Raw genomic sequence first — 26575 nt, forward strand, 5'->3', positions numbered from 1 at the left:
ATGTTAACCGCTCGGTATTTTTCTGCCTGCGGCCTGAACGTCGTCAGGAGCGAACGCATCCGCCCCGTGTCCCGTGAGAAACCTCTCGGTTTCTCGCGACGCAGGACAAAGCGGGTTTTCATCCGAAAACCTGCGGGATCCTGCCCCGCCGGGTAACTGGAAGGCCAAGGTCCCACCCTGCCCTTACCGGTATTCGTCGGGGGTTGGGCCATTGCTGGCTCAGGGCCCCCTACACGTCCCCCAGGGACGCGTTTTCCATCAGCTGCAGCCGGATGTCCCGCCGCAGGTGTTGCACTTCATGCAGGTGCCGTTGCGCACCAGCGTGTAGTTTCCGCATTCGCCACAGGCCTCGCCCTCGTAGCCCTGCATTTTCGCCTTGGTCCGGGCGTCCATGCTGACGGTGCTGCTGGAGACCGCCGTGGTGGTGGTCATGGTTGCGACCCCGCCTGTGGTGCCGTCCAGCGGTGCAGCCCCGTCAAACGCTGCGGTTTCCTCGGCAAAGCCGTCCGCGCCGCCCTTGAGCACCACCAGTTCCTGAGGCAGGCGCTTGCGCAGGTAGCCTGTGGAGCTGATCTGCTTGAGGACTTCCAGCGATTTGCTGGCCGCTGTATCAGAGAGCTCGGAGACGTTGCTCACGCCCTCTTCCTCGCCACGACCCAGGTCGTCAAAGGTGTGACCTTCGGGAGCTACATGCGCCAGATCGGTGCGGTCGAGATAAGAGACAGCGAGTTCGCGGAACACATAGTCGAGGATCGACGTGGCGTTCTTGATCGTCTCGTTGCCCTGCACCATGCCCGCAGGCTCAAATTTGGTGAAGGTGAAGGCGTCAACGAATTCCTCAAGCGGCACACCGTACTGCAGGCCAACCGAGACCGCGATGGCGAAGTTGTTCATCATCGCCCGGAAACCCGCACCCTCTTTGTGCATGTCGATGAAGATCTCACCGAGGTTACCGTCCTCATATTCGCCGGTGCGCAGGTAGACCTTGTGGCCGCCGACGATGGCCTTTTGCGTATAGCCCTTGCGGCGTTGAGGCATCTTTTCGCGGTGCGATTTGATGATCTCCTTGACGATCACCTTCTCGACCACTTTTTCGGCCAGCACGGTTGCTTTTTCCTGCATGGAGCCGCTTTCCAGCACCTCCTGTGCCTCGTCGTCATCCTCGACCAGGGCTGCTGCCAGCGGCTGGCTGAGTTTGGAGCCGTCACGGTAGAGCGCGTTGGCTTTGACACCCAGCGACCAGCTGAGTTCATAGGCCTTCTGGCAGTCCTCGATGGTTGCATCGTTGGGCATGTTGATCGTCTTGGAGATCGCACCCGAGATGAAGGACTGGGCTGCAGCCATCATGGTGATGTGGCTGTTCACGCTCAGGAAACGCTTGCCCTTCTTGCCGCAGGGGTTCGCACAGTCAAAGACGGACAGGTGCTCTTCCCTGAGGAAGGGCGCGCCCTCCAGGGTCATGGTGCCGCAGACGTGGTCGTTGGCCGCCTCGATGTCCTTTTTGCTGAAGCCCAGGTGCCGCAGCAGGTCAAAGGATGGGTCGTTCAGCTTGTCGGCCGGGATGCCCAGCACCTGCTGGCAGAACTCTTCGCCCAGCGTCCACTGGTTGAACACAAAGCGGATATCAAAGGCCGAGGCCAGTGCCGCATCCACCTTGGCCAGCTCGTTGGCACCGAAACCGTGGCCCGCCAGCGTGGTGTGGTTGATGCCCGGCGCGTTGCCGATGGTGCCGTGACCCACGGCATAGGCCACGATCTCTTCGATCTCGGCAGAACCGTAGCCCAGCTTTTCAAGGGCCGCCGGCACGGACTGGTTGATGATCTTGAAGTAACCACCACCTGCGAGCTTTTTGAACTTCACCAGTGCAAAGTCAGGCTCGATGCCGGTTGTGTCGCAGTCCATGACCAGACCGATGGTGCCGGTGGGTGCGATCACGGAAACCTGTGCGTTGCGGTAACCGTGCGCCTCGCCCAGCTCCAGCGCCTGATCCCAGGCACCGCGCGCCACTTCGATCAGCTTCTCGTCGGGGCAGTTCTTATAGTCGAGCGGCACCGGTTTCACCGAGAGCTTCTCATAACCACCGACCTTGCCATGCGCCGCCGTGCGGTGGTTGCGGATGACCCGCAGCATGTGTTCGGCGTTCTTGTCATATCCCGGGAACGGGCCCAGCTCGCCCGCCATTTCAGCGGAGGTGGCATAGGACACACCGGTCAGGATCGCGGTCAGTGCGCCGCAGAGGCTGCGGCCTTCGTCGCTGTCATAGGAGTAGCCCATGTTCATCAGCAGACCGCCGATGTTTGCATAGCCCAGACCCAGCGTGCGGAAGTCATAGGACCGCTGTGCGATCTCTTTGGACGGGAACTGCGCCATCATCACAGAGATTTCCAGCGTCACGGTCCACAGACGTGTGGCGTGCATGTAGTCCTCGACCTGGAACTCGCCGTCCTTAAGGAAGGTCAGCAGGTTCATCGACGCCAGGTTACAGGCCGTGTCATCGAGGAACATATATTCGGAGCACGGATTGGAGCCGCGGATTTCGCCGTCTTCGGGGCATGTGTGCCAGTCGTTCACCGTGTCGTGGTACTGGATGCCCGGATCGGCGCAGGCCCATGCGGCATGGCCGACCTGTTCCCACAGATCGCGGGCTTTGACGGTTTTGGTGACCTGGCCGTCCACGCGGTTGATCAGTTCCCAGTCGGCGTCTTTCTCGACGGCCGTCAGGAATGCGTTAGTCACGCGGATGGAGTTGTTGGAGTTCTGGCCGGAGACCGAGTTATAGGCCTCGCTGTCCCAGTCTGTGTCGTAGGTCGGGAATTCGATCGAGGTGTGGCCCTGCTTGGCATAGTCCAGCACGCGCTTGACGTAAGTCTCCGGGATTGAAACCTTTTTCGCCTCGCGGATCGCCTGTTTCAGGGCGTCGTTTTTGGCCGGATCATAGGCGTCTGCTTCGGCACCGTCCCAGGTTCTGATCGCTTCAAACAGACCGTTGAGCTTTTGCTCGTGCATCTTGGAGCCTGCGACGATGCTCGCCACTTTCTGCTCTTCGATCACTTTCCAGTTGATGAAATCCTCGATGTCCGGGTGATCCGCATCGACGATCACCATCTTGGCCGCACGGCGTGTGGTGCCGCCGGATTTGATCGCACCTGCGGCACGGTCGCCGATTTTCAGGAAGCCCATCAGGCCGGAGGACCGGCCACCACCCGAGAGGCTTTCGCCCGCAGCACGCAGCGACGAGAAGTTGGTGCCGGTGCCGGAGCCGTATTTGAACAGGCGCGCTTCGCGCACCCAGAGGTCCATGATGCCGCCGTCGTTGACCAGGTCGTCGGAGACGGACTGGATGAAGCAGGCGTGCGGCTGCGGGTGTTCGTAAGAGGATTTGGATTTTGTCAGCTTGCCGGTTTTATAGTCGACATAGTGGTGGCCCTGGGCGGGGCCGTCGATGCCGTAGGCCCAGTGCAGGCCGGTGTTGAACCATTGCGGGCTGTTGGGCGCCGCACGCTGGCTGGCCAGCATGTGGCGCATTTCGTCGAAATAGGCCTGGGCGTCTTCCTCGGAGGAGAAGTAGCCGCCCTTCCAGCCCCAGTAGGCCCAGGCGCCGGCCAGACGGTCAAATACCTGCTTGGAGGAGGTTTCGCCGCCCATGGTGGCACCCTCTGCGGGCACTGAGCGCCACAGGAATTCCGGAACGCCTTTTTCTTTCACCTTGCGGGTCGCTGTGGGCACGCCTGCCTTGCGGAAGTATTTCTGGGCAATGACGTCGCTGGCCACCTGGCTCCAGGAGCCGGGCACTTCGACTTCGTCCAGGCGGAACACGATGGTGCCATCCGGATTGCGGATTTCCGAAGCGGTTGTCACGAATTCCAGGTCCGCGTAGGCGTCCTGTCCGACTTTGGTGAATTTGCGTTCAATTTTCATGTGCGCTGCCTCGTATCCAGCATGTCTCTTTTACGAACCCCGTGCGTCATTGCGCCCGGCGCCCAGCCCGTTGCCGCAGGTCCGGGGGCACAGCGAACCGGTCCGCAGCAGCGCAAAAGCGTGCCCCGGCATGGTTCAGATCGGTCAGATACTGATCGTCTTGATGCCCCTGTCCCGTCGATCCGCCCCTGTGCGTTTAACCACTACATGTTGTGGCGTTATCGTCGGCCTGCACAAACTGACGTATCTTGCCCTGGTGGGTCAACGATATTTTTAGACTTTTTTTAAAACTTACCGGCTTGACGGAAGGCCGGATTTAAGCACCGCTCACGGCGACGTGATTCAGATCACAACCCACGGTATCAGCGACGCCGTCTGCTGTGGAAAACCCCTCCGAAACAACGTCCGGATTTTCCCTTTAAACCGGCAGCTTTAGGTGCCCGTGTTGAGGTATCACCTGAGTTTATCCACAAACCCGCGCCGGTTTCTGAGACAAACGTTATCAAAAGGTAAACGCCACAGACAGCCCGGTAAGGATATTCACCGGATGTTACAGTTTTAAGACAGCGGCGTGGCAGAGCTGCATCAGCCCTCCCCATATATGGGGAGGATGCTGTGTCCGGGGCGGTTGGTGTCACAAGATATTGTGGCTGAGGGAATCTCCCGCGGTGGTCGAAACCCAGGCGGGCGGGCGTCGTGAGTCGCATCCTGAGGTGGTCCGGGCCGCCGCAGAACACGTGGACATCCGCATCCAGCGCCGCGAAGGCTCTTCTGCCGCAAATTATCCGTCATTTTCTGGAAATGGTCGGAGCGAGAGGATTCGAACCTCCGACCCCCTGTACCCAAAACAGGTGCGCTACCAGGCTGCGCCACGCTCCGACAGCGCTCACATAGACCGGCTGAGATGATTTGAAAAGCCCTAACAGGACCAGGCGGCAACTGAAGGATCAAAAGACGGGTGGCGCACCTGCGAGCCGACCGTGATACCCAACGCTTCGGCCATACCACCATTGATCTCGAGCACATGGGTCAGGCCATTGCCGCCCGGGATCGGCGTCTCATCAAGCGGGACGGCCCGGTGGTGAATGTGCTGCACAACCCCGCCGGGATCGATGAACAGCATGTCCAGCGGAATGAGCGTATTGCGCATCCAGAACGACAGGCTCTGCGGCTGGGGATAAATAAACAGCATGCCCGCGGCGGCCGGCATGCTTTCGCGGTGCATCAGCCCGCGCGCCCGCTCGGAGCGGTCATCTGCGATTTCTATAGAAAAACGGGCCTCACCCCAGTCGCCGCGCAGGTGAACCGTGTCCTCACGGCAGGCCTGTGCCACGGCGGAACCGGCCAGCATCACGAAAAGAACGGCAGTTCTGAGGATCATTCCTCGTCGCGGTCGAGCGCGGCTTCCCAAGCAAAGACCTCGGCGGCCATGTGGCCGCGGCGACCCTCTATAACACGCAGGGCGAGCGCTTCTCCGGGGGCCAGATCAGACAGGCCGGAGCGGCGCAGCACTTCCATGTGCAGGAAGATATCATCGCGGCGCCCGAAAATATTGGCAAAGCCGAAGCCCTTGCCTTTATCGAACCATTTGACCCGCGCGGGTTCGAGCGGTGCGCCGGCGACCACCTCAGGGTCCAGGGCTGCGATATCAGACAATCCGGCGCTGTCGCCGGTGTCCGGCGGATGCAGGGCGAGCACGTGAGTCGCCTGAACACCGCGGTCTGTGCGCTGAATCTCCAGTTCGACGCGCGCACCATCCGCAACCGAGCTCTGCCCGAAATTGCGCAAGACGTTCACATGAAGGAGAATATCCGGCCCACCCTCGTCCGCCACAACGAATCCGAACCCCTTTACAGGATCGAACCATTTGACCATTCCCGATACGGGTGTCGCGATTTCAGCCGCTTCGTTCACTCACTCACTTCCCGGACTTCGGGGCCACCTTACCATACTCTTGCGCGAAAAGGCTTTCATCTATCAACCAAAAACGCGCTGATGTCCCACTTTTTAGGCTGGTATTCTCAAATTCCTACTGTCGCAAGCATCACCGGATTGTGAAAGTGCTATTTTTTCGCGCTATGCGGGTGTCCACTCCGGCAAAGCGTTGAAATGAAGGTTTGCGAAAGTTGGCGCACATTGAGTGTGCAAAATCACACAGTACTGAAAACCTGTAATTTCTGAGGCAATTGCCTCAGGGATTCAGCCGCTGCACGGTCCAGTCCGCGCCAGCCTCTGCGCGTCGCCAGACGAAACGGTCGTGCAGGCGAAAATCACCGTCGGCCCAGAATTCTATTTCTACGGGAGTGATCCGGTAACCACCCCAGAATTCCGGGCGGGCCGGATTGGTGCCATGCCGTGCGGTGACCTTTGCGACTTCTGCCATGAGAGCGCTGCGGCTGCTCAGCGGCTGCGACTGGCGTGAGGCCCATGCACCCAGCCGGCTCTTGAGAGAGCGCGATGCGTAATACTCATCCGCCGCCGGCCCGTCCTCGCGCATGATAGTGCCCCGCACGCGGATCTGCCGCCGCAGCGATTTCCAGTGCATCACAAAAGCCGCCTTGCCCGCGCCATCCAGCTCGCCGGCCTTGGCACTTCCATAGTTGGTATAGAAGACGAACCCGTCGTCCTCGATCGCCTTGAGCAGGACCATCCGCGCATTGGGCAGCCCGTCTGCGTCCACCGTGCTGAGAGCGATGGCATTCGGGTCATTCGGTTCACTGGCCGTGGCCTCGTCCAGCCAGCGCTGTGCGATCTCAAAAGGATTGTCGCCGGCAAATTTTCCTGACCGCGTTTCCATCGGTTGTGCTCCATAGAATTCCGTTGCGCCCAACAGGTGGCTGTCAGCCGCGAAAGGTCAAGCCCGCTGCGGCATCTTGATGGCCCCCTGCCAATCGCCTAAAGGTCAGGCAACGGCGTCTGAAACTTTGAGGGGTGAACATGGCAAACGATCTGATGGCAGGGAAACGCGGGCTCATCATGGGTCTGGCAAACGACAAGTCGATTGCCTGGGGCATTGCAAAAACCTGTGCCGAAGCCGGTGCCGAACTTGCCTTCTCCTATCAGGGGGACGCTCTGAAAAAGCGGGTGGGTCCGCTGGCCGAACAGCTGGGCAGCGATATCGTGCTGCCCTGCGATGTGAGCGACGAGGCCTCGATTGATGCGCTCTTTGAGGCGCTGAAGGAAAAATGGGGCTCGATTGACTTTGTCGTGCACGCCATCGGCTTCTCGGACAAGAACGAGCTGCGCGGGCGGTATGTGGACACCAGCCGCGCGAATTTTGCCATGTCGATGGATATCTCGGTCTATTCCTTCACGGCTGTGGTGCAGCGCGCGGAAAAGATGATGAACCCGGGCGGCTCCTGCCTGACGCTGACCTATTATGGCGCGGAAAAGGTCATGCCGCATTACAATGTCATGGGCGTTGCCAAGGCAGCACTTGAGGCATCGGTACAGTATCTGGCCGAAGATCTGGGCAAGGACGGTATCCGTGTGAACGCCATTTCGGCCGGTCCGATCAAGACACTAGCGGCGTCAGGTATCGGCGATTTCCGCTACATCATGAAGTGGAACGAATATAATTCCCCGCTGCGCCGGAATGTCACCACGGATGACGTGGGCAAAGCGGCCCTCTTCCTGCTGAGCGATCTGGGCTCCGGCACCACGGGCGAAAACCTGCATGTGGATGCGGGTTATCATGTGGTCGGTATGAAGGCGGTGGATGCGCCTGACATGAGCAAGGACTGACCCGGTGAGCGCCGAGAGCCTGATTGCCTTCAACCTCGTGCTGGCCGCAGCCATTGCGAGCCCCGGTGCGGCGCTGCTTTACTTTATACGGATCTCGGTGAGCGCCGGGCGGGCAGCGGGGATTGCGACGGGCATCGGCCTTGGCATCGCGGCCTCGCTCTGGACGCTTGCGGCTCTTCTGGGGCTGGAGAGCGTTTTCCGCCTGTTTCCCTGGACCTACACAACGCTGAAAGTTGCCGGCGCCTTCTATCTGCTGTGGATCGCGGTACAGACCTGGCGGCATGCGCGTGATCCGCTGAGCGAAAGCACACGCCCCCGTGGCCGTGCCTTTCTGTCCGGTCTGATGGTGAATGCCGGCAACCCCAAATCCATGCTGTTCGCCGCGGCTGTCATTGTGGTTGTGTTCCCTCAGGGGCTGGCCGCGCGGGATATCGCACTGATCGTGGCCAATCACCTGGTGCTCGAGATCACCTTCTACACCCTCTTTGCGCTGCTGCTTTCCAGCGGCCCCGCGCGGCGCGGATATCTCAGCGCCAAACCCCTTCTGGACCGCATCGCTGCCACCATCCTCGGCGCGCTCGGCCTTCGCCTGCTGCTTGAAAGGTAACCGACCATGACGCCCAAAGACCCCGGCCGCCTGCCACATGAAAAAGGGTTCCACATCAGCTGGGACCAGATACACCGCGACAGCCGCGCACTGGCCTGGCGGCTTGACGGTCAGGGACCGGACGAAGGTGCCTGGCGCGCGGTCGTGGCCATCACAAGGGGCGGCATGGCACCCGCGATGATCGTCGCACGCGAACTGGATATCCGCGTGGTCGATACGATCTCGGTGATGTCCTATCACTCAGGTGGCGGCAAAGCCGATCAGCGGCGCGATGCCGAAGTGCTGAAAGCGCCGGACGCGGACATAATGGGCGACGGCACCGGTATTCTGATCGTCGACGACCTGGTGGACAGCGGCAAAACGCTGGAACTGGTGCGCGCCCAGTACCCGAAAGCCCATTTCGCAACCGTCTATGCCAAACCCCAGGGCGAACCGCAGGTCGACACTTTCATCACCGGCGTGAGCCAGGATACATGGATCTTTTTCCCCTGGGATATGGCACTGCAGTACGTCGAACCCTACCGCGGTACCGACTGAACCGGGCAGATTTCAATGCCTCCGGCGGGGATACTTTTCGCCAGAAGAAACCACGCGCGCCTTTTCTTCTGGCCCGACATATCCCCGCCGGAGGCTCCCGCCATCTGATCCGGGGCTACAGGAGATCAAATGATACCGACACGCACCGCAAGCACTTTCGCCCCACCCGTGATGGAAGCTCGCCGCTGGCTTGAGGGCGTCAGTTTTCCGCCAGACCGCCCCCTGATCAACGTGAGCCAGGCGGCCCCCGTTGATCCTCCGGTAGAGGGGATGAAACAGGCCATGGCGGATGCCGCCCTGAGCCGGGATGACGCGCATCTTTATGGGCCTGTGCTCGGCATGCCGGCGCTTCGGTACGGTCTGGCCGAGCGCACGGCGCGGATCTACGGTGGCCGGGTTGAAGCAGAGAATGTTGCGATCACCTCAGGCTGCAACCAGGCTTTTGCAGCTGCAATCTCGACCCTCTGCGCTGAAGGCGACGAGGTTATTGTGCCGACGCCCTGGTATTTCAATCACAAAATGTGGCTGGATATGGCCGGTGTGCGCAGCGTGCCGCTGGCAACAGGTGCGGATCTGCTACCGGATGTGGATGCCGCCGCCGCTCTGATCACCAGCCGCACGCGCGCAATTGCCTTGGTGTCGCCGAACAATCCGGCTGGCGCCGAGTATCCGGCCGAATTGTTACGTACTTTTTTCGATCTGGCCCGCGCGCGGGGCATCGCCCTGATCCTCGACGAGACGTACCGGGATTTTCACAGCCGTGACGGCGCGCCGCATGATCTGTTCCGCGATCCCGACTGGCACGACACGCTGATCCACCTTTACTCCTTTTCCAAGGCATACCGGCTGACCGGCCACCGCGTGGGTGCGCTGGTGACCAGCCCGGAACGTCTGGGCCAGGCGGAAAAGTTTCTGGATACGGTCGCCATCTGTCCCGGTCAGATCGGCCAGTACGCCGCCCTGTGGGGCATGCAGCATCTGGACGACTGGCTGGCCGGTGAGCGCGATGAAATCCTGCGCAGACGCGCGGCGATTGAGGGGGGCTTTGGCCCGCTCGCGGAAAAAGGCTGGGTCCTGATGGGGGTCGGTGCCTACTTCGCCTATATGGCGCATCCTTTCGCAGAGAGCTCTGCGACACTGGCGCAGCGGCTGGTGCACGAGCAGGGCATTCTGTGTCTGCCGGGCACAATGTTCTGCCCCGATGATGATCCCGCGGGCGCACGGCAGCTGCGGATCGCCTTTGCCAATCTGGACGTACCGGGGATTGTCGGTTTTTACGAACGTCTCGCGTCTGTGACAGGCTGAGGCACCCTTCCCCTTGCCCCTGCCCGCGCCTGCGCATAGACAGTGCTGCAAGTTAAAATTCCCTGTGGATGAGAGATCATAATGGCTGCTGGAAAAAGCTTATCGAAAACGGCGATGTGGGTTCTGATGGGCCTGCTGTTTCTGGGCCTTGCGGGCTTTGGTGCCACAAACCTTTCAGGCAATATCCGCAGCATCGGGACCGTGGGTGACAAAAATCTGCCGGTGGACTCCTATTTCCGCGGCCTGCAGCAGGAAATTCAGGCGTTTCAGCAGCAAAGCGGCCAGGTGCTGCCGTTTGCGCGCGCCCAGGAGATCGGCCTTGACCGTGCTGTTCTGCAACGTCTGGTGGCCGACCGCGCGCTGGACCATGAAGCCAGCATGATGGGTATTTCCATCGGCGACGAGAACCTGCGTGACCGCATTCTGAGCATTGGCGCTTTCCGGGGCCTTGATGGTGAATTTGACCGCGAAGCCTATCGTTTTGCGCTGCAGCAGAACGGCATCAGCGAGAGCCAGTTCGAAGAACAGCTGCGCGAGGAAGTTGCGCGTACGCTGCTTCAGGGTGCCGTGCTCAGCGGCGTTGAAATGCCCGACACCTATGTTGACACGCTGATGACCTATGTTGCTGCGCGCGCCAGCTTTACCTGGACCGCACTGGGGGCAGATGATCTGGCCGAGCCGCTGGAGACGCCGGACGAGGCGACACTGCGCGCCTGGTATGAGGAAAACATCGACGATTTCACGCTGCCGGAAACCCGCCGGATCACCTATGCGATCCTGACGCCGGACATGCTGATTGACGAGGTTGAGATTGAGGACGACCTGCTGCGCGAGCAATACGAAGCGCGCGCCGCTGAATTCAACGTGCCCGAGCGCCGCCTTGTGGAGCGTCTCGCCTATCTGGACGAAGCAGCGGCTGCGGCTGCGCTGGCCTCTCTGGGGGATGAGACCGCCTTTGAGGATCTGGTCGAAACACGCGGTCTGACGCTGCAGGACGTGGATCTGGGCGATGTGACAGAGGCCGAACTGGGCGAGGCCGGAGCCGCCGTGTTCGCGGCATCGGTGGGCGATGTTGTGGGCCCGCTGCCCAGTTCGCTGGGATCAGCATTGTTCCGCATCAATGCGGTGCTGCCCGCACAGGAGACCTCCTTTGAGGAAGCGCGCGACATCCTGCGCCCAGCCCTGGTCAACGACCGCGCCCAGCGGCTCGTGGATGCTCAGGCACAGAACCTGGACGATATGCTCGCCGGTGGTGCGACGCTTGAAGAGCTGGACAGCGACACGGACATGACGCTCGGCACCATCGACTGGACAGCGGCCACCGCCGAAGGCGTTGCCGCCTATGAAGCCTTCCGCGCCGAGGCCGCCCGTGTCACAGCAGAGGATTTCCCGGCAATCGAGCGGCTGGATGATGGCGGGCTCTTTGCCCTTCGGCTGGATGATGTCCTGGCACCGCGGCCGGAGCCTTTTGAGGACGCGCGCGCGGCGGTTCTGGCGCACTGGCAGGCAGCCGAAACCGCATCCCGGCTGGCCGCACAGGCCGAGGCGGTTGTGCCGCAGCTGGACAGCGGCAGCAGCTTTGCCGATGTGGGCTATGATGCTGTTGTTGAGGAAAACCTGGTGCGCAGCGATTTCGTCGGCGGTACACCGGCAGGTTTCATGAACACGGTTTTTGAAATGACCCCCGGTGAGGTGCGCGTCGTTGAGACACCGGGTTCGGTGATCGTGGTGCGCCTCGACAGCACGGCAGCGCCTGAGGAGAGCGAGGACAACACCCGTCTGCGCGAACAGCTGGCCCAGCAGTCGAGCAGCACCCTGGCGCAGGACCTTTTCGACATCTATGGCGCCGATGTCACGCGCCGTGCCGACCCCCAGATCAACCCGCAGGCCCTGCAGGCCGTGCACGTTAATTTCCCCTGACCCGGCATGGCACTGACCCCTGATTTTGACGCCTTTGAGGCCGCCTATACCGCAGGCCGCAACCAGATTGTCTATACCCGTCTGGCGGCGGATCTCGACACGCCCGTCTCGCTGATGCTCAAACTCACAGGCGCGCAGAAAGACGCCTTTGTGCTGGAATCCGTCACCGGCGGCGAGGTGCGCGGACGGTATTCGATCATCGGGATGAAACCTGATCTGGTCTGGCGCTGCCGGGGGGAAACGAGTGAGGTCAACCGGGCCGCACGGTATGACGCCACAGCCTTTGAGCCGATGCAGGGCAACCCGCTGGACGCCCTGCGCGCGCTGATTGATGAAAGCCGGATCGACCTGCCCGAAGATCTGCCCCAGGCGGCAGCAGGTCTGTTCGGGTATCTGGGGTATGACATGGTGCGTCTGGTGGAGCATCTGCCGCATATCAACCCCGACCCGCTGAACCTGCCGGATGCCGTGATGCTGCGCCCGTCGGTGGTCGCTGTGCTGGACGGCGTCAAAGGTGAGGTGACGGTAGTCTCTCCCGCCTGGGCCTCGGAAGGTCAGTCCGCGCGGGCGGCTTATGCGCAGGCGGCGGAACGGGTGATGGATGCGGTGCGCGATCTGGAACGCGCGATGCCGGCTGCGACCCGTGATCTTGGTGATGCGGTACCCCCCGGCGAACCGGTCAGCAACTTTACCCACGAAGGGTACAAGGCCGCGGTGGAAAAAGCGCGCGATTACATCGTGGCGGGCGATATTTTCCAGGTCGTTCCGGCACAGCGCTGGACCCAGGATTTTCCGCAGGACCCCTTCGCGCTCTACCGCTCACTGCGGCGCACGAACCCCTCGCCCTTCATGTTCTATTTCAATTTCGGCGGCTTTCAGGTCATCGGTGCGAGCCCGGAAATCCTGGTGCGCGTGTTTGGCCAGGAGGTCACGATCCGGCCCATCGCCGGCACCCGCCCGCGCGGTGCCACGCCCGAAGAGGATCGCGCGCTGGAGGCCGATCTGCTGGCCGACAAAAAGGAACTGGCGGAGCATCTGATGCTGCTTGATCTGGGCCGCAACGACGTGGGCCGGGTTGCCAAAATCGGCACCGTGCGCCCGACCGAGGAATTCATCGTCGAGCGTTACAGCCACGTGATGCATATCGTGTCGAACGTTGTGGGCGAGCTGAACGAGGACAAGGACGCGCTGGATGCCTTCTTTGCAGGCATGCCGGCGGGGACGGTTTCGGGCGCGCCCAAGGTGCGGGCGATGGAGATCATCGACGAGCTGGAGCCCGAAAAGCGCGGTGTATACGGCGGCGGTGTCGGCTATTTCAGCGCGGGCGGCGACATGGACATGTGTATCGCGCTGCGCACGGCGGTCGTGCAGGACAAAAAGCTTTATATTCAGGCCGGTGGCGGCGTTGTCTACGACAGCGATCCGGAGGCGGAATATATGGAAACCGTGCATAAATCCAACGCGATCCGGCGCGCGGCGGCGGATGCGGCGCGGTTCTCGGGCGACGGAAACAGCTGATCCATGGCCCGCGCACCTTTTGAGATTGCGGGCCGGAGCATCGCGCCGGGCAGCGCGGATACGGTGCACCTGCCCGTCTCTACTATGCCGGATCACACCCCTGTCAGCCTGTCCGTGCGCGTTCACCACGGCAGGCGCGCGGGCCCGACGGTGTTTGTCTCGGCGGCGGTTCATGGCGACGAGGTCATCGGCGTCGAGATCGTGCGCCGTCTGTTGCGCGCGCCACAGCTGAAGTCGCTGCGCGGCACGCTGCTGGTGGTGCCGATCGTCAACTCCTTCGGCTTTCTGAACCGGTCGCGGTATCTGCCCGACCGGCGCGACCTGAACCGCTGTTTCCCGGGCCATCCCTCCGGGTCTCTGGGATCCAGACTGGCGCATATCTTTCTGAACGACGTTGTGCTGCGCTGCGACACCGGCATCGATCTGCATTCGGCGGCCGTGCACCGCACCAACCTGCCCCAGATCCGGGTTTCGCCCGGGGACAGCCGAACGGGGACGATGGCGGCCGCCTTTGGCGCGCCGGTTATTCTGACGTCGCCCCTGCGCGACGGATCGCTGCGTGCGGAGGCGGCTGAACGCGGCACACCAGTGCTGCTTTATGAGGCGGGCGAAGGGCTGCGGTTTGACGAAATGGCGGTGCGCGCCGGGGTAGCAGGTATTCTCCGGGTTCTGCGCAGCCTCGATATGCTGCCCGCGCGCGGCATCGCAAAGGCCCGCGCCGAACCCTATCTGTGTAAATCCTCGACCTGGCTGCGCGCGCCTGCCGGCGGCCTCCTGCGGACTTTCCGCGCGGAAGGCGAAACCGTCAGCAAGGGCGATGTCCTTGCCAGTGTTTCGGACCCATTCGGTGGCGTGGAAACCGATCTGACGGCGCCGTCGGATGGTATCCTGATCGGGCGGGCCATTCTGCCGGTCGTGAATGAAGGCGATGCTGTTTTTCACCTCGCCGCCCTGAGCCCGACGGCGTCAGGCGACACTGTTGAGGGTCTCGCAGCCCAGCTGGAAAGCGATCCGCTTTTTGACGAAGACGAGATCATCTGACCCGCTGATCGCAGGGTTTTAGCTCAAATCCTAAGCACTTAGATGTGATCCGGGCCAGAGGTTTGAAACTTCTTCAACGTTCCCGCGCCATTCTCACTGCTGCAACGGCACACGCCCCATACCCGTGCACCGATGAAAGTGAGACGAATGACAACCCGGACCCTGCTGCGGAAACCCAGGACGCGGCGCGCGCTGCTCAAATTCTGTATTTCGAAACCGGACCACCTTTGGAAACGGTACGCATTTGCTGTGCTGTTCGTAGCAGGGATGCTTGCCACGGTGCATGTTGTATCTCTCAAAAGCACAAAGATGCTGGCGTCTCATGCCGAACTGGTCAGTGAGGCCGCAGATCAGCGCATGCTGAGCCAGCGCATACTTTTTTACATGAACCGTTATGCGGAAACCGGATCCATGTCGGCCCAGGAGGGTCTTGTTGGGGCAGCCATCGCCTTTGACCAGGCGCAACAGCAGCTCAGCGCCCGTACCGATCTTCCACCCGCGGTCGAGAAGTTCTACCGCGAAACCGGGGCAATTCCGCTGGACCGCCTGTCAGAACGGTTTAGTGCCATGGCGCTCTACTTCCCCCAGTCCGAGGGAGAGGAACGCGAAAACATCCGCGAACAGCTGAACCTCTGGGCCAAGACCGAACTGCTGGACCGGCTGGATATGATGGTCAGCCTGTTCAAAGCCGGGCTTGCGCGGGAAATGGACCGGCTGCAGTGGATACAGGAAGCAGCCTTCGTCAGCGCCATTGTGGTCCTGATCGCCGAGGCGCTGCTGATCTTTCTGCCCGCTCAGGTCAGCGTCAACCGTGCCTTCAGCAGGCTGGAACGGCGCCGCAGTCAGTTGCTGGCGTCCTATCAGAAGGCGCGGGCACGCAATGATGAACTGAAACAGGCGCATAAATCGCTGAACTATGCGGCCACGCATGACGTTCTGACCGGGCTGGCCAACCGCCGCGCGCTGAACAGCTATATGAGCCGTGTCGCGCGTGGTTCCGATGAAGGAGATGTCGGGATCTGCCTTCTGAAGATCGATCTCGATTTTTTCAAATCCGTCAATGACACCCTGGGGCACGCCGCCGGAGACGAAGTGCTGGTCAAGGTCGCGCGACTGCTGCGCAAACATGCGCAGGCAGAGGATTTCATCGCCCGGATCGGCGGTGACGAGTTTGTCATCGTGGTGACCTCCCGCGCGGCCCCGCGGTTTGTCGAGACGGTGGCAGATAACATTGTGAAAGCCATCAGCGCACCGCTTGTCATCAAGGGAAAACCCTGCCGGATCGGTGCGAGTGTCGGCTATACCTTTGCAAGCTCATCGACTGCCACGCAGGACCAGCTTCTGATCGAGGCGGACCTGGCGCTTTACCGCGCCAAACGCGGCGGGCGCGGCCGGGTGTGCCGGTATTCTGACGATATGCGCACGGATATCGAGACGCGTAACATTCTTTTTGACGAAATCCGGCGTGGCTTTGATCAGGAAGAGTTCCGTGCCTATATCCAGCCGCAGGTCTGCACGAGCACCGGTGTGCTGAAGGGGGCTGAGGTTCTGGTGCGGTGGCAGCATCCGGAGCGCGGGATCATTCCGCCCGCGCTGTTCATGGCCGCCGCTGATGAGGCAGGTCTGCTGAACCGAATTGACATGCTGATGCTTGAGGAAGGCCTTGACCTGCTGGAACGTGTGCGGGCGGCGGGTATCGATCTGCCCCGCATATCCTTTAATGCATCGCCCGCCACGCTGCGGGATCCCCATCTGCCGGACCGTATGCTGCAGGCCGTCAGGGCGCGGCATCTGTCGCCGGAAAACCTCGTGCTCGAAGTGCTGGAATCAACCCTGATCGAAAGCGGAGAGGATGTGGCCGTTACAACGGTGAACCGCATCGCGGATGTTGGTTTCGGGGTTTACCTTGACGATTTTGGCACCGGTTACGCTTCTATTTCGACCCTGTCGCACCTGCGTCTCAGCGGGCTCAAACTGGACAGATCGCTGATATCGCCGGTACCCGAGGACCGGGCCGAAAGCATCATCGGTGCACTCGTTGGGCTGACCGGCAAGCTCGATATGAAAATTGTGGCCGAGGGCGTGGAATCGCCGGCTCAGCTCGAGGCGGTACGCGATCTTGGCTGTGAGGTAATGCAGGGTTTCCTGATCGCAGAGCCAATGCCGGAAGAGGCATTCGTACAATGGTATCATGATCGTCACGGTCATGCCGACGCAGAGCAGTCTGCCTGATCAGAGGTTTTCCTGAACTGAAAGCGCGGCGGTGACCGGCACGATGGCAACCCGGCCCGCGCGGTCCTGCAGTGCCCAGACCAGCAGTGCGGATATTGTGTCTTCCCGCAGACGGCCCAGCATCACAACGCCGCCCTCCTGTGAGGCACGGAATGCCGCCTGATCAAGGAACCGGCGGATAACGGCAGGTGTCTGATCCTGCCCGTCAAAGTCACGGAAAACCACTGCAGAAGGCACGCCTGCACGGGCGGCCAGCTTCTGTACCGTGTTCAGGCCCCGGTTCTGCGTCACAAACCCATGACCACTGTCCGCCAGGCTACCGGTGATCTGCTCGCTTGCATCGCGCGTGGTCTGAACGCCGGTGCCTGTGCCTTCAAGCACGCCAACGGCCTCCGGCACGGCATCGAGGGCCGCAGAAAGAGTCACCGCAGCGTCGCTCGCCCGGGCGCCTTCTGGCAAGTTGACCAGGGACAGGACCTCAAATCCTTCCGCACGGTAGGCCGCAGCCCGTTCCGCGGCGTCGGGCAGTGTCGCCTCGACGGCAAAGCTCACCGGGTAGGGAAAACTGCGCAGCGCCGGCAACCCGATGGTGTCAGCGGAGAGATCGGCGCCTGTGTCCATCAAAACGATGGCCATCACAGGTTTTTCATCAGGATTGTCAGCGGGGCGGGCGTATTTCTCGACCGGTTTCAGCACCGCATTCGTCGCAGTTGCCGCCTCCGCAACCTCACCTTCTGCTGCGCCGTCCACATCGGGCGCATCCTGTGTGTCAGTGTCGCCCAGGTTCGGAAGCCGGTTGGTCCGCACTCCGCCGGCGATATTTCCAACCGTACCCTGCAGAACGCCCGGCGTGTCACCCTCGGCAGCTGTTTCACCCTGCGGCAGGGGTGGCCCCGAGGAGGTATCCGCAATTGATGCGGCCTGATCCGGCGCGCCAGAGCCTGCAACAGGGCGGCTCCCGGCGATTTCGACTTCAGGGTCCTCATCCGCACCCGACGTCTCCACTTCTGCCCCCACCGTCACAGGTGCCGGCGTTTGTGCCTCAGCAGGCCGGGTCTGTGCCGCCGGTATCTCTGCCGGCGTGGTATCCGTCGCAGCGATTTCAGTGGTATCCGGTTCTGATGTGCGGTCCGGTGCCACAAAATCCGCCTTTTCATCCGTCGCCGGGTCGGTCAGCGCCGCAAGGCCTGACGCCGTTGTATCTGTTTCAGGGGCGGACGGCTGAACCGGCTCGCCCGAAACATCCGGGCCGGGTGCTGCAAAAGCGGACTGCTGCACCGGTACCTCGGGCGCCTGTGGCTGGGCCGGCAGAGCAGAAATCGACGTCTCATCAGGGGCCGGTGCCGGTTGCGGTGCGGGATCTGCCGGTGCTGCAAACCCGGCAATTTCAGTCTGCACAGACGGGGCCGTACTGCCCGTATCAGGCGCCGCAACAGGGTCATCTGCCATTTCCACGACCGTGTCACTGCCCGTCGGAGCCTGCTGTGTATCTGCAGGCGGGTTCGCTGGTTGTGTGGAGACACTGACCGACGTTTCAGCCGACGGTGCGGACAGACTGCTTGTCTGGCCACCACCCGCCACTGGCGCATCCACTGCCGGCGCCTCAAGCGCGGCGGCGCCCGCGACCGACGCCGGTTTCTCCAGGGCCGAGGCATCCCCTGCCTCCGGAACTGCTGCAGGCGTCATATCATCCGCGCGCAATCCGGCCAGCGTGTCAGGTTCAGGTGCAAGGCTCAGCGGCGTGGTTGCCGCACCCTGTGTTTCCGCCAGAGGTGCCGGTGCCGTTTCCGGCGCGGCCGTCGTCGCGTCCGGCGCCCCGGCAATCTCTGCATCCGCCGCATTTTCCGGCACGATCACGGCGCCGGGTCTTTCTGTGAACACAGACAACAGCACGACCCCGCCGAGGCTGACGCAGCTGCCCCAGAACACTCCTCTGATAAAACCTCTGGCCACCCTCAGCCCGTCCTCTCAGTCTGTCACACCCCGGCGGTGGGTTGTCCCACCTGCCGTCCTGCGGGTTTTCCGGCTCATTCAGGACAGCGCCACCTCTTGACGCAGGCTACCAACCCTGAACATGTGTGCGCTACGTATACCGCGTCTGGGGGGGGCTCCTCCAGTCCTGAAAGTAAAGTTTTGGACATGTTGCTGCTGATCGACAACTACGACAGTTTTACCTACAACCTGGTTCATTATCTGGGCAGCCTTGGTGCAGATATTGTGGTCCGCCGGAATGACGCCCTGGATGTGCAGGAAGCCATGGGGATGAACCCTGCCGGTATTCTGCTGTCACCCGGCCCCTGCGATCCGGATCAGGCGGGAATCTGCCTGGCGGTCACGCAGGCTGCTGCGGAAACCCGGACACCGCTGATGGGGGTTTGTCTGGGTCATCAGACCATCGGCCAGACGTTTGGCGGCAGGGTCGTGCGCGCGGACGAAATCGTGCACGGCAAGATGGGCCACATCACACACACCGGCAAAGGGCTCTTTGCGGGGCTGCCCAGCCCCTTTGACGCCACGCGGTATCATTCGCTGATCGTAGAACGCGCCAGCCTGCCCGCATCGCTGGAAATCACCGCAGAGCTGGAAGACGGCACGATCATGGGCCTGCAGCACCGCGAACTGCCGATCCACGGCGTCCAGTTCCACCCGGAATCGATCCGTTCGGAGCATGGCCACGCGCTGTTGCAGAACTTCCTGAATGAGATGAAGGTTCCGGCATGAGCGACGCTCTCAAACCACTGATTGGTGCCGCGGCAGACGGTCCGCTGACCAAAGCCCAGGCCGAACAGGCCTTTGCCATCCTTTTCGACGGTGAGGCGACGCCCAGCCAGATCGGCGGTCTGCTGATGGCGCTGCGCACCCGCGGCGAGACCGTGGACGAATACGCCGCCGCAGCGGCCGTGATGCGCGGCAAATGCAATGAGGTAAAGGCACCTGCGGGCGCAATGGACATCGTGGGCACGGGCGGCGATGGCAAGGGCACGCTGAATATCTCCACTGCCACGGCCTTCGTTGTTGCTGGCGCAGGCGTTGTGGTGGCCAAACACGGCAACCGCAATCTCAGTTCGAAGTCCGGAGCGGCGGATGCGCTGACCCAGATGGGCATCAACGTGATGGTTGGCCCGCCTGTGGTCGAAAAGGCGCTGAAGGAAGCCGGGATCGGCTTTATGATGGCACCGATGCATCACCCGGCGATCGCCCATGTGATGCCGACGCGTGCTGAACTGGGCACGCGCACGATTTTCAACATTCTCGGGCCGCTGACCAATCCGGCGGGCGTGAAACGGCAGCTGACAGGCGCGTTTTCCCGCGACCTGATCCGCCCGATGGCCGAAACGCTGGGCGCTCTGGGTTCTGAGAAGGCCTGGCTGGTGCATGGCTCGGACGGTACGGATGAGCTGACGATTACCGGGATCAGCTGGGTTTCTGCGCTGAACCCCGACGGGACCGTCACCGATATGGAGCTGCATCCCGAAGAAGCAGGCCTGCCCGTGCATCCGTTTGAGGCCATCGTCGGCGGCACGCCCGAAGAAAACGCGCGTCATTTCAAGGCTCTGCTGGCCGGCGAGGCCTCTGCCTACCGCGATGCGGTTCTGCTGAACGCGGCAGCAGCACTTGTGGTTGCGGATGCCGCGCCGGATCTGAAGGCAGGCGTCGCTATGGCGGCGACATCTATCGACAGCGGGGCGGCCGCCGGATGCATTGATGCCGTGGCCCGGATCACGCAGGCGGCGTGACGGGCTTCGATCTCAGCCGCCTCGGCGCCTGGGCAGAGCTGGAATTTTTCCGCACAGAACTGCCGCGCATCACAGCGGAGCTTGACGCAGACCCGCGTGACGTTCTGCCCCCCCGCCATCAGGTCTTTGCCGCCCTCGAGCGTACCCCGCCCGAAACGACGCGGGTCGTCATTCTGGGTCAGGACCCCTACCCGACACCCGGGCATGCCCACGGTCTCGCGTTTTCGGCAGAGGCGGATGTGCATCCCTTGCCCCGGTCGCTTGGTAATATTTTCAAAGAACTGGAGGCTGACATCGGCGCACGTCCGGCCAATGCGGATCTGAGGTCCTGGGCGGATCAGGGGGTTTTGCTGTTGAACACCTGCCTCACGGTGCCGGCCGGCAACGCGGGCGGGCACGCGAAACTCGGCTGGCAGGACCTGACGGCTCAGGTGATTGACCGTCTGAGCGATGCACCCCGGGCCTGGCTGCTGTGGGGCGCGCATGCCCACAAGGCTGCAGCCACAGTTGATGCGGCGCAAAACCTGAAAATCATGACGGCGCATCCCTCTCCGCTCTCTGCACGGCGCGGTTTTTTCGGCTCGCGGCCCTTTTCCCGCACCAATGCGTGGTTGCAGGCACAGGGTCATCGCGCCATAAACTGGGCCAACACGCCGGAGGCTCCATGACAGATACCATCCTCGATAAGATCAAAGCCTACAAGCTCGAAGAGGTCGCAGCAGACAAGGCCGCCAAACCGATGGCCGAGGTCGAGGCCGAGGCCCGCGCGGCCGGTCCGGTGCGCCCCTTTGCCGACAACCTGCACCAGGCCTCCATTTCGGGATACGGCCTGATTGCCGAGATCAAGAAAGCCAGCCCGTCCAAAGGCCTGATCCGCGCGGATTTTGACCCCGCGGCCCTGGCGCAGGCCTATGCAGAAGGCGGTGCCACCTGTCTGTCGGTGCTGACCGATACGCCCAGCTTTCAGGGGGCCAAGGAATTCCTGGTTGAAGCGCGGGCCGCCTGCGATCTGCCGGTCCTGCGCAAGGATTTCATGTATGACACCTATCAGGTGGCCGAGGCGCGCGCGATGGGGGCTGACTGCATTCTGATCATCATGGCCTCGGTCAGCGACGCCCAGGCCGATGAGCTGGAAGATGCGGCGATGTACTGGGGCATGGATGTGCTGCTGGAAGTGCACGATGCGGCCGAACTGGAACGGGCCAGCCGTCTCAAAAGCCGTCTGATGGGGATCAACAACCGCAATCTCAAGACATTCGAGACCACGCTGGACACCACGCGGACTTTGTCGCGCAATGTGCCCGCCGACCGTCTGATCGTCGCCGAATCCGGTCTCAGCACCCCTGCGGACCTGGCTGATATGGCGCGATATGGCGCACGTATTTTCCTGATCGGCGAGAGCCTGATGCGGCAGGACGATGTTGAGACAGCCACGCGGAACCTGCTGGCGTCACCGGTCACGCCCGGGGGCATGTAGGATGACGGGTAAACTCACGCATTTCGACGCGCAGGGCGATGCACATATGGTTGACGTCAGCGAAAAGGCGGTCACGGACCGGATCGCCGTTGCTGCAAGCTACATCAGGATGCTGCCGGAAACCTTTGATATCATTCAGCAAGGACGCGCAAAGAAGGGTGATGTTCTGGGTGTTGCGCGCCTCGCTGGCATCATGGCGGCCAAGCGTACGGCAGACCTGATCCCGCTGTGCCATCCGCTGCCGATCACCAAAGTTGCGGTAGATCTGACACCAGATCCGGACCTGCCCGGATACCAGATCGAGGCCACCGTGCGCACTACCGGCCAGACGGGCGTCGAGATGGAAGCGCTGACCGCGGCCTCTGTCGCGGCCCTGACCGTCTATGACATGGCGAAAGCCGTGGACAAAGGCATGGAGATCGGCGGCGCGCGTGTTCTGCTCAAGGACGGCGGCAAATCCGGACGATACGAGGCCACATGATCAGCGTTGCCGAAGCGCTTGACGCGCTTTTTGCGCTGACCGGTCCCATGGAGACGGAAACCGTCCCGCTGCGCGAGGCAGCAGGACGTGTGCTCGCCCGCGATGTTGCCGCCGCGCGCACGCAGCCGCCTTTTGCGGCCTCGTCCATGGATGGCTACGCGCTGCGGAGCGTTGAGGTCGAAGCGGATGCCATGTTCCGCGTGATCGGCGAAGCCGCAGCGGGGCATAGCTTTGACGGCACCGTCGGGCCGGGTCAGTGCACACGTATTTTCACCGGCGCTCCGGTACCGGATGGTGCGGATTTTGTTGTTATTCAGGAAGATGTTACGCGACGCGGTGACCTGATCACGCTGGGACGCGACATCGCAAACAAGGACAATATCCGCCCGGCGGGTGGCGATTTCAGCGCGGGCGATGCCATGACAGCACCCCGCCGGCTGGGGCCTGCGGATGTCGCGCTGCTGGCCGCGATGAATATCGCCACGGTGCCGGTGTTCCGCAAACCATCCGTGGCGCTGGTTGCGACCGGCGACGAGCTGGTCATGCCCGGCGAAACGCCCGGACCGGATCAGATTATCGCCTCCAACACGTTTGGCCTCGCCGCTCAGCTGGAAGCGCTGGGAGCCGTTCCGCGGCTGATGCCAATTGCCCGCGATACGGAAAGCTCGCTGAAAACCGTGCTGTCGCTGGCGGCCGATGCCGATCTGATCATCACCATCGGTGGGGCCTCGGTGGGGGATCACGACCTTGTGGCCGGCGTGGCCGCAGACATGGGTATGGAGCAGTCGTTCTACAAAGTTGCCATGCGCCCGGGCAAACCGCTGATGGCCGGCAGGCTGGGCGGCGTGCCGATGATCGGACTGCCGGGCAACCCGGTGTCCGCGCTCGTGTGCGGCACGGTTTTTGTGGCCCCCGTCGTGCAGGCCATGCTGGGGCTGCCATGCGCACCGGCCCGGCGGATGACGATCCCGCTTGCCACAGACATGGACGCGAACGGCCCGCGCGAACACTACATGCGGGCGCGGCTGGGGCCCGACGGTCTGGAACCTTTCGGGCGTCAGGACAGTTCGCTGCTGACGGTTCTTGCCGGTGCTGATGCGTTGCTGGTACGGCCGCCTCACGACCCCGCCCGCAACCGGGGCGAGAGCGTGGAATACATCCCGCTCTGAGCGGCAGTTGACACAAAACGTGAACAAGACTAGAACAAATCCACATATTGTGGCGAAGGGACAGGACATGCTCACGAAGAAGCAACTGGATTTGCTGGACTTTATCAACAGGCGACTGCAGCGGGACGGTGTTCCGCCGAGCTTTGACGAAATGAAAGAAGCGCTGGACCTGCGCTCCAAGTCGGGCATCCACCGCCTGATCACGGCGCTGGAAGAACGTGGCTTCATCCGGCGTCTGGCGCACCGGGCGCGGGCCATCGAAATTGTTAAACTGCCGGAATCCCTTGGCGGCGCACCACAGGGTGGCTTCACGCCCCGTGTGATTGACGGCGACCGTCCGGACGGACCGCCCCCATCCGGCGCACAACCGGTGAGCGGCGTACATGCAACCGAACTGCCCCTGATGGGCCGTATTGCTGCGGGCGTGCCGATTGAGGCGATCAGTCAGCAGTCGGCCAGCGTTGCTGTGCCCGGCGGCATGATCAGCGGTCAGGGCGAGCATTATGCGCTTGAAGTGCGCGGCGACTCCATGATCGAGGCCGGGATCAATGACGGCGACGTTGTTGTCATCCGGGAAACCTCGGTCGCGGACAATGGTGACATCGTGGTGGCACTGGTCGAGGATCACGAGGCGACGCTCAAGCGCTTTATGCGCAAGGGAAATACAATTGCCCTGGAGGCAGCTAACCCGGCCTATGAAACCCGCGTTTTCAGCGAAGACAGGGTCAAGGTTCAGGGCAAGCTTGTGGGCCTGATCCGCACTTACTGAAACAACCCGGGCGGGGTCAGCCCCGCCTTGGGCGGGCTTAGCCCCGCCCCTCTTTCCACTGAGTCCACAGGCGGCTCCCGGTGGTATCGCGCACCGAGACGAGCCGGAACCCGTCACCATTCGGCACAAGCGCCACCGCGCCCGTATTGCGCAGGCGGGACGGATCAAAGACATCACAGTCGACATCGGTCAGGGGCAGATCGTGGTTTGCCACGACAATCTGGTCCGCGTCACAGCCAGAAAACGCCTCCGCTGCTTTTTTGCCCGAAAGATGGATGACCGAGATGCCGCCCGGCAGCAGGCCCGCGCCCCCTTCCGGCCAGCGGCTTGCTGCTGTTTCCTGATCCACTGGCGCGCCATCGTTCTCCAGCCAGTTGCTCGCAATGAACCCCGCGCCACGTGGTTTGCTCAGCGCCCGGCCGTCGGGCGTCATCACCCCCACCAGCGTGCCATTCTCAGCAATCAGGCCCACGGGGCGGTCCGCCTGAACCCAGAGGGTGAACGCCAGCACAACGGGTGCTGCCCCAAGAGACCGCAGACGCCCCTGCCAGATGATCATGAACAGAAACCCCAGCGCAATCATCGGCAGCACCGCGTTTCCGGGGCCCGGCACAAAGGAGCGCGCGCCGTCGAGACCGGCCACAAATGTGCCGACCGACAGGATCCACTGCAGCCCGAGCCCCATGATCCACAGGCCAATCCAGTCGAGGCCAAAGGGGGCCAGTATACCCGCCAGCACCGCCGCCGGCACGACCACCGATCCCATGACTGGCACAGACAGCAGATTGGCCATCAGCCCGTAGTGGGACACAGCATTGAAGTGGGCGGCCCCGATGGGAGCCGTCGCCAGTCCCGCAATTCCGGATGACAAAAGCACGGCCGTGACCGGCATCAGCCACTTCGGGCCAGTCGAAATCCGGTGATCCCGCATATAGCCGAAGACGGCCACCAGGGCAGTTGTGGCGGCAAAGGACATCTGAAACCCCGGCCCCAGCAGGGCCTCGGGCCGCAGGATCAGAACAATGGTTGCGGCAATGGCGACGCCCCGCAGGCTGATGGCACGCCGGTTAAACAGCACCGCCGTCAGGGCCACGGCAACCATGATAAAAGCGCGTTCGGTCGCCACGTTGCCCCCCGACAGCGCCAGATACACCGTGGCCGCCATCAGGGCACCAACAGCGGCGGCTTTCTTGGCCGGGATGCGCAGGGCCAGTGGCGGGATCAGGGCGATGATCACCCGCAAAAGCGCGAAGACAAAGCCGCTCAGAAGGCCCATGTGCAGACCGGAAATGGCCAGAAGATGTGCGAGGTTACTGGCGCGCAGATCCTCCAGCGCCTGCTGGCTGATCCCGGAACGCGCGCCGGTTGTGACCGCCACGGCGACACCGCCGACGTCCCCGGGCAGGACCTCCATTACCCGCGCGGATGCGGCCATACGCATCCGGAACACCGCCAGCCCTGCGGCCCCTTCGCTGGCCGGCGCGATGGCCAGAACCGGCACGCGGGTATAGCCCACCCCGCCCAGCCGCCCGAACCAGGCATGGCGCTGGAAATCGAACCCGCCGGGTTCAACCGGACCGCCCGGTGGCGAGACATGGGCCGTGGTCATGACCCGCAGACCGGGCGCAGGATCAACACTGGCGCTCTGGTCTCCGTGCAACGAGATACGTACGCGCGCCGGTGTGCGTGCAGGCGATATCCGCTCCATCACGACCTGGTCCAGCGTCAGGCGCAGTGCATCAGAGCTGCTGCGGTCGATATTCACAATCCGCCCCTCTACGGGGCCGTAATAGCGCCAGCCCAGCACGGGGCCCGCCACATCATGCGCGCGTTCTGCCGCCAGAAGAAACCCACCGCAGGTCAGCGCAAGACCAACGGCCAGCGGCCCCCACGCCTCGCCCAGCAGACGCGCCAGGAACAGCAGCGCAAGCCCCGCGCCGGCAACCCCCGCCAGAAAGGTCATCGACGGTTCAAAACGCAAAGAAAAATAACAGCCAATGCCCACGGCCAGCAGAACGGGCACCCATTCAAACAGATGGCCGCGCTGGATCAGAAGGACAGTTCTCATGGCCTGCACGCAGCACCTCCTTGCCCCCGGACACTGCACTGGATAGACACGT

At 62.4% G+C, this 26575-nt stretch carries 21 protein-coding genes and 1 tRNA gene; 15 read left to right on the forward strand and 7 right to left on the reverse strand.

Translation table 11 applies throughout. The features are described from left to right. Positions 1 to 258: 258 nt before the first annotated feature. The 5 genes from AB4K19_RS08565 to pdxH form a co-directional block, all read right to left on the reverse strand. Complete coding sequence (locus AB4K19_RS08565) at positions 259 to 3918, reverse strand: vitamin B12-dependent ribonucleotide reductase (protein WP_436399447.1); 3660 nt, start codon at positions 3916 to 3918, stop codon at positions 259 to 261. Positions 3919 to 4720: 802 nt separating this feature from the next. After that, positions 4721 to 4797 (reverse strand) — tRNA-Pro (locus tag AB4K19_RS08570). Positions 4798 to 4837: 40 nt separating this feature from the next. Further along, positions 4838 to 5299, reverse strand: a complete 462-nt coding sequence (locus tag AB4K19_RS08575; protein WP_375227993.1) for a DUF192 domain-containing protein — start codon at positions 5297 to 5299, stop codon at positions 4838 to 4840. Then, positions 5296 to 5793, reverse strand: a complete 498-nt coding sequence (locus tag AB4K19_RS08580) for a cold-shock protein (protein ID WP_375230868.1) — start codon at positions 5791 to 5793, stop codon at positions 5296 to 5298. Before AB4K19_RS08580 ends, AB4K19_RS08575 begins: the two co-directional genes overlap by 4 nt. A 316-nt stretch (positions 5794 to 6109) precedes the next feature. Beyond that, on the reverse strand, positions 6110 to 6715 hold the full coding sequence (pdxH, locus tag AB4K19_RS08585; protein ID WP_375227994.1) for a pyridoxamine 5'-phosphate oxidase: 606 nt from the start codon (positions 6713 to 6715) through the stop codon (positions 6110 to 6112). A 140-nt stretch (positions 6716 to 6855) separates the two neighbouring features. On the opposite strand from pdxH, the gene fabI reads away from it, so the two are divergent. The 8 genes from fabI to AB4K19_RS08625 all read left to right on the forward strand — a co-directional run bounded on the left by fabI (position 6856) and on the right by AB4K19_RS08625 (position 16822). After that, complete coding sequence (gene fabI / locus AB4K19_RS08590) at positions 6856 to 7662, forward strand: enoyl-ACP reductase FabI (protein ID WP_375227995.1); 807 nt, start codon at positions 6856 to 6858, stop codon at positions 7660 to 7662. A 4-nt stretch (positions 7663 to 7666) separates the two neighbouring features. Next, a complete protein-coding gene (locus AB4K19_RS08595) occupies positions 7667 to 8269 on the forward strand; it encodes a LysE family translocator (RefSeq protein ID WP_375227996.1) in 603 nt (200 codons plus the stop codon). Positions 8270 to 8275: 6 nt separating this feature from the next. Then, positions 8276 to 8806, forward strand: coding sequence for a xanthine phosphoribosyltransferase (gene gpt / locus AB4K19_RS08600; protein ID WP_375227997.1), 531 nt, complete (start codon positions 8276 to 8278; stop codon positions 8804 to 8806). Between the two features lie 129 nt (positions 8807 to 8935). Further along, on the forward strand, positions 8936 to 10111 hold the full coding sequence (locus AB4K19_RS08605; RefSeq protein WP_436399448.1) for an aminotransferase: 1176 nt from the start codon (positions 8936 to 8938) through the stop codon (positions 10109 to 10111). Positions 10112 to 10192: 81 nt separating this feature from the next. Continuing rightward, positions 10193 to 12031: a peptidylprolyl isomerase gene (locus AB4K19_RS08610; protein ID WP_375227998.1), complete on the forward strand. Its 1839-nt coding sequence runs from the start codon at positions 10193 to 10195 to the stop codon at positions 12029 to 12031. 6 nt (positions 12032 to 12037) lie between these two features. Continuing rightward, positions 12038 to 13549, forward strand: a complete 1512-nt coding sequence (gene trpE / locus AB4K19_RS08615; protein ID WP_436399449.1) for an anthranilate synthase component I — start codon at positions 12038 to 12040, stop codon at positions 13547 to 13549. 3 nt (positions 13550 to 13552) lie between these two features. Next, positions 13553 to 14590 carry a succinylglutamate desuccinylase/aspartoacylase family protein gene (locus AB4K19_RS08620; protein WP_375227999.1) on the forward strand — a complete coding sequence of 346 codons (1038 nt, stop codon included), beginning with the start codon at positions 13553 to 13555 and terminating at the stop codon, positions 14588 to 14590. 147 nt (positions 14591 to 14737) lie between these two features. Further along, positions 14738 to 16822: a putative bifunctional diguanylate cyclase/phosphodiesterase gene (locus AB4K19_RS08625; protein ID WP_436399450.1), complete on the forward strand. Its 2085-nt coding sequence runs from the start codon at positions 14738 to 14740 to the stop codon at positions 16820 to 16822. Here AB4K19_RS08625 and AB4K19_RS08630 read toward each other — a convergent pair whose 3' ends face one another. After that, positions 16823 to 18775, reverse strand: a complete 1953-nt coding sequence (locus AB4K19_RS08630; RefSeq protein WP_436399451.1) for a divergent polysaccharide deacetylase family protein — start codon at positions 18773 to 18775, stop codon at positions 16823 to 16825. A gap of 186 nt (positions 18776 to 18961) precedes the next feature. Here AB4K19_RS08630 and AB4K19_RS08635 point away from each other — a divergent pair, with 186 nt between their 5' ends. From AB4K19_RS08635 to lexA, 7 genes are all read left to right on the forward strand, one after another. Then, a complete protein-coding gene (locus AB4K19_RS08635) occupies positions 18962 to 19543 on the forward strand; it encodes an anthranilate synthase component II (RefSeq protein ID WP_436399452.1) in 582 nt (193 codons plus the stop codon). Next, complete coding sequence (gene trpD, locus AB4K19_RS08640; protein WP_375228003.1) at positions 19540 to 20559, forward strand: anthranilate phosphoribosyltransferase; 1020 nt, start codon at positions 19540 to 19542, stop codon at positions 20557 to 20559. The genes AB4K19_RS08635 and trpD overlap by 4 nt, the downstream gene beginning before the upstream one ends. Next, positions 20556 to 21227 (forward strand): uracil-DNA glycosylase, encoded by a 672-nt coding sequence (locus AB4K19_RS08645; protein ID WP_436399453.1) that lies wholly within the window; start codon positions 20556 to 20558, stop codon positions 21225 to 21227. Before trpD ends, AB4K19_RS08645 begins: the two co-directional genes overlap by 4 nt. Next, complete coding sequence (gene trpC, locus AB4K19_RS08650; RefSeq protein WP_436399454.1) at positions 21224 to 22036, forward strand: indole-3-glycerol phosphate synthase TrpC; 813 nt, start codon at positions 21224 to 21226, stop codon at positions 22034 to 22036. Before AB4K19_RS08645 ends, trpC begins: the two co-directional genes overlap by 4 nt. A gap of 1 nt (position 22037) precedes the next feature. Then, positions 22038 to 22517 (forward strand): cyclic pyranopterin monophosphate synthase MoaC, encoded by a 480-nt coding sequence (moaC, locus tag AB4K19_RS08655; RefSeq protein WP_375228005.1) that lies wholly within the window; start codon positions 22038 to 22040, stop codon positions 22515 to 22517. After that, positions 22514 to 23686, forward strand: coding sequence for a molybdopterin molybdotransferase MoeA (locus tag AB4K19_RS08660; protein ID WP_375228006.1), 1173 nt, complete (start codon positions 22514 to 22516; stop codon positions 23684 to 23686). The genes moaC and AB4K19_RS08660 overlap by 4 nt, the downstream gene beginning before the upstream one ends. 67 nt (positions 23687 to 23753) lie before the next feature. After that, positions 23754 to 24455 (forward strand): transcriptional repressor LexA, encoded by a 702-nt coding sequence (gene lexA, locus AB4K19_RS08665; RefSeq protein ID WP_375228007.1) that lies wholly within the window; start codon positions 23754 to 23756, stop codon positions 24453 to 24455. A gap of 37 nt (positions 24456 to 24492) precedes the next feature. Here the strand turns inward: lexA and AB4K19_RS08670 are convergent, their stop codons facing one another. Continuing rightward, complete coding sequence (locus AB4K19_RS08670) at positions 24493 to 26523, reverse strand: ComEC/Rec2 family competence protein (RefSeq protein WP_436399537.1); 2031 nt, start codon at positions 26521 to 26523, stop codon at positions 24493 to 24495. Between the last annotated feature and the right edge of the window lie 52 nt (positions 26524 to 26575).

Origin of the sequence: Roseobacter phycocola, assembly GCF_042055075.2 — a bacterium.
Classification (GTDB): Bacteria; Pseudomonadota; Alphaproteobacteria; order Rhodobacterales; family Rhodobacteraceae; genus Roseobacter.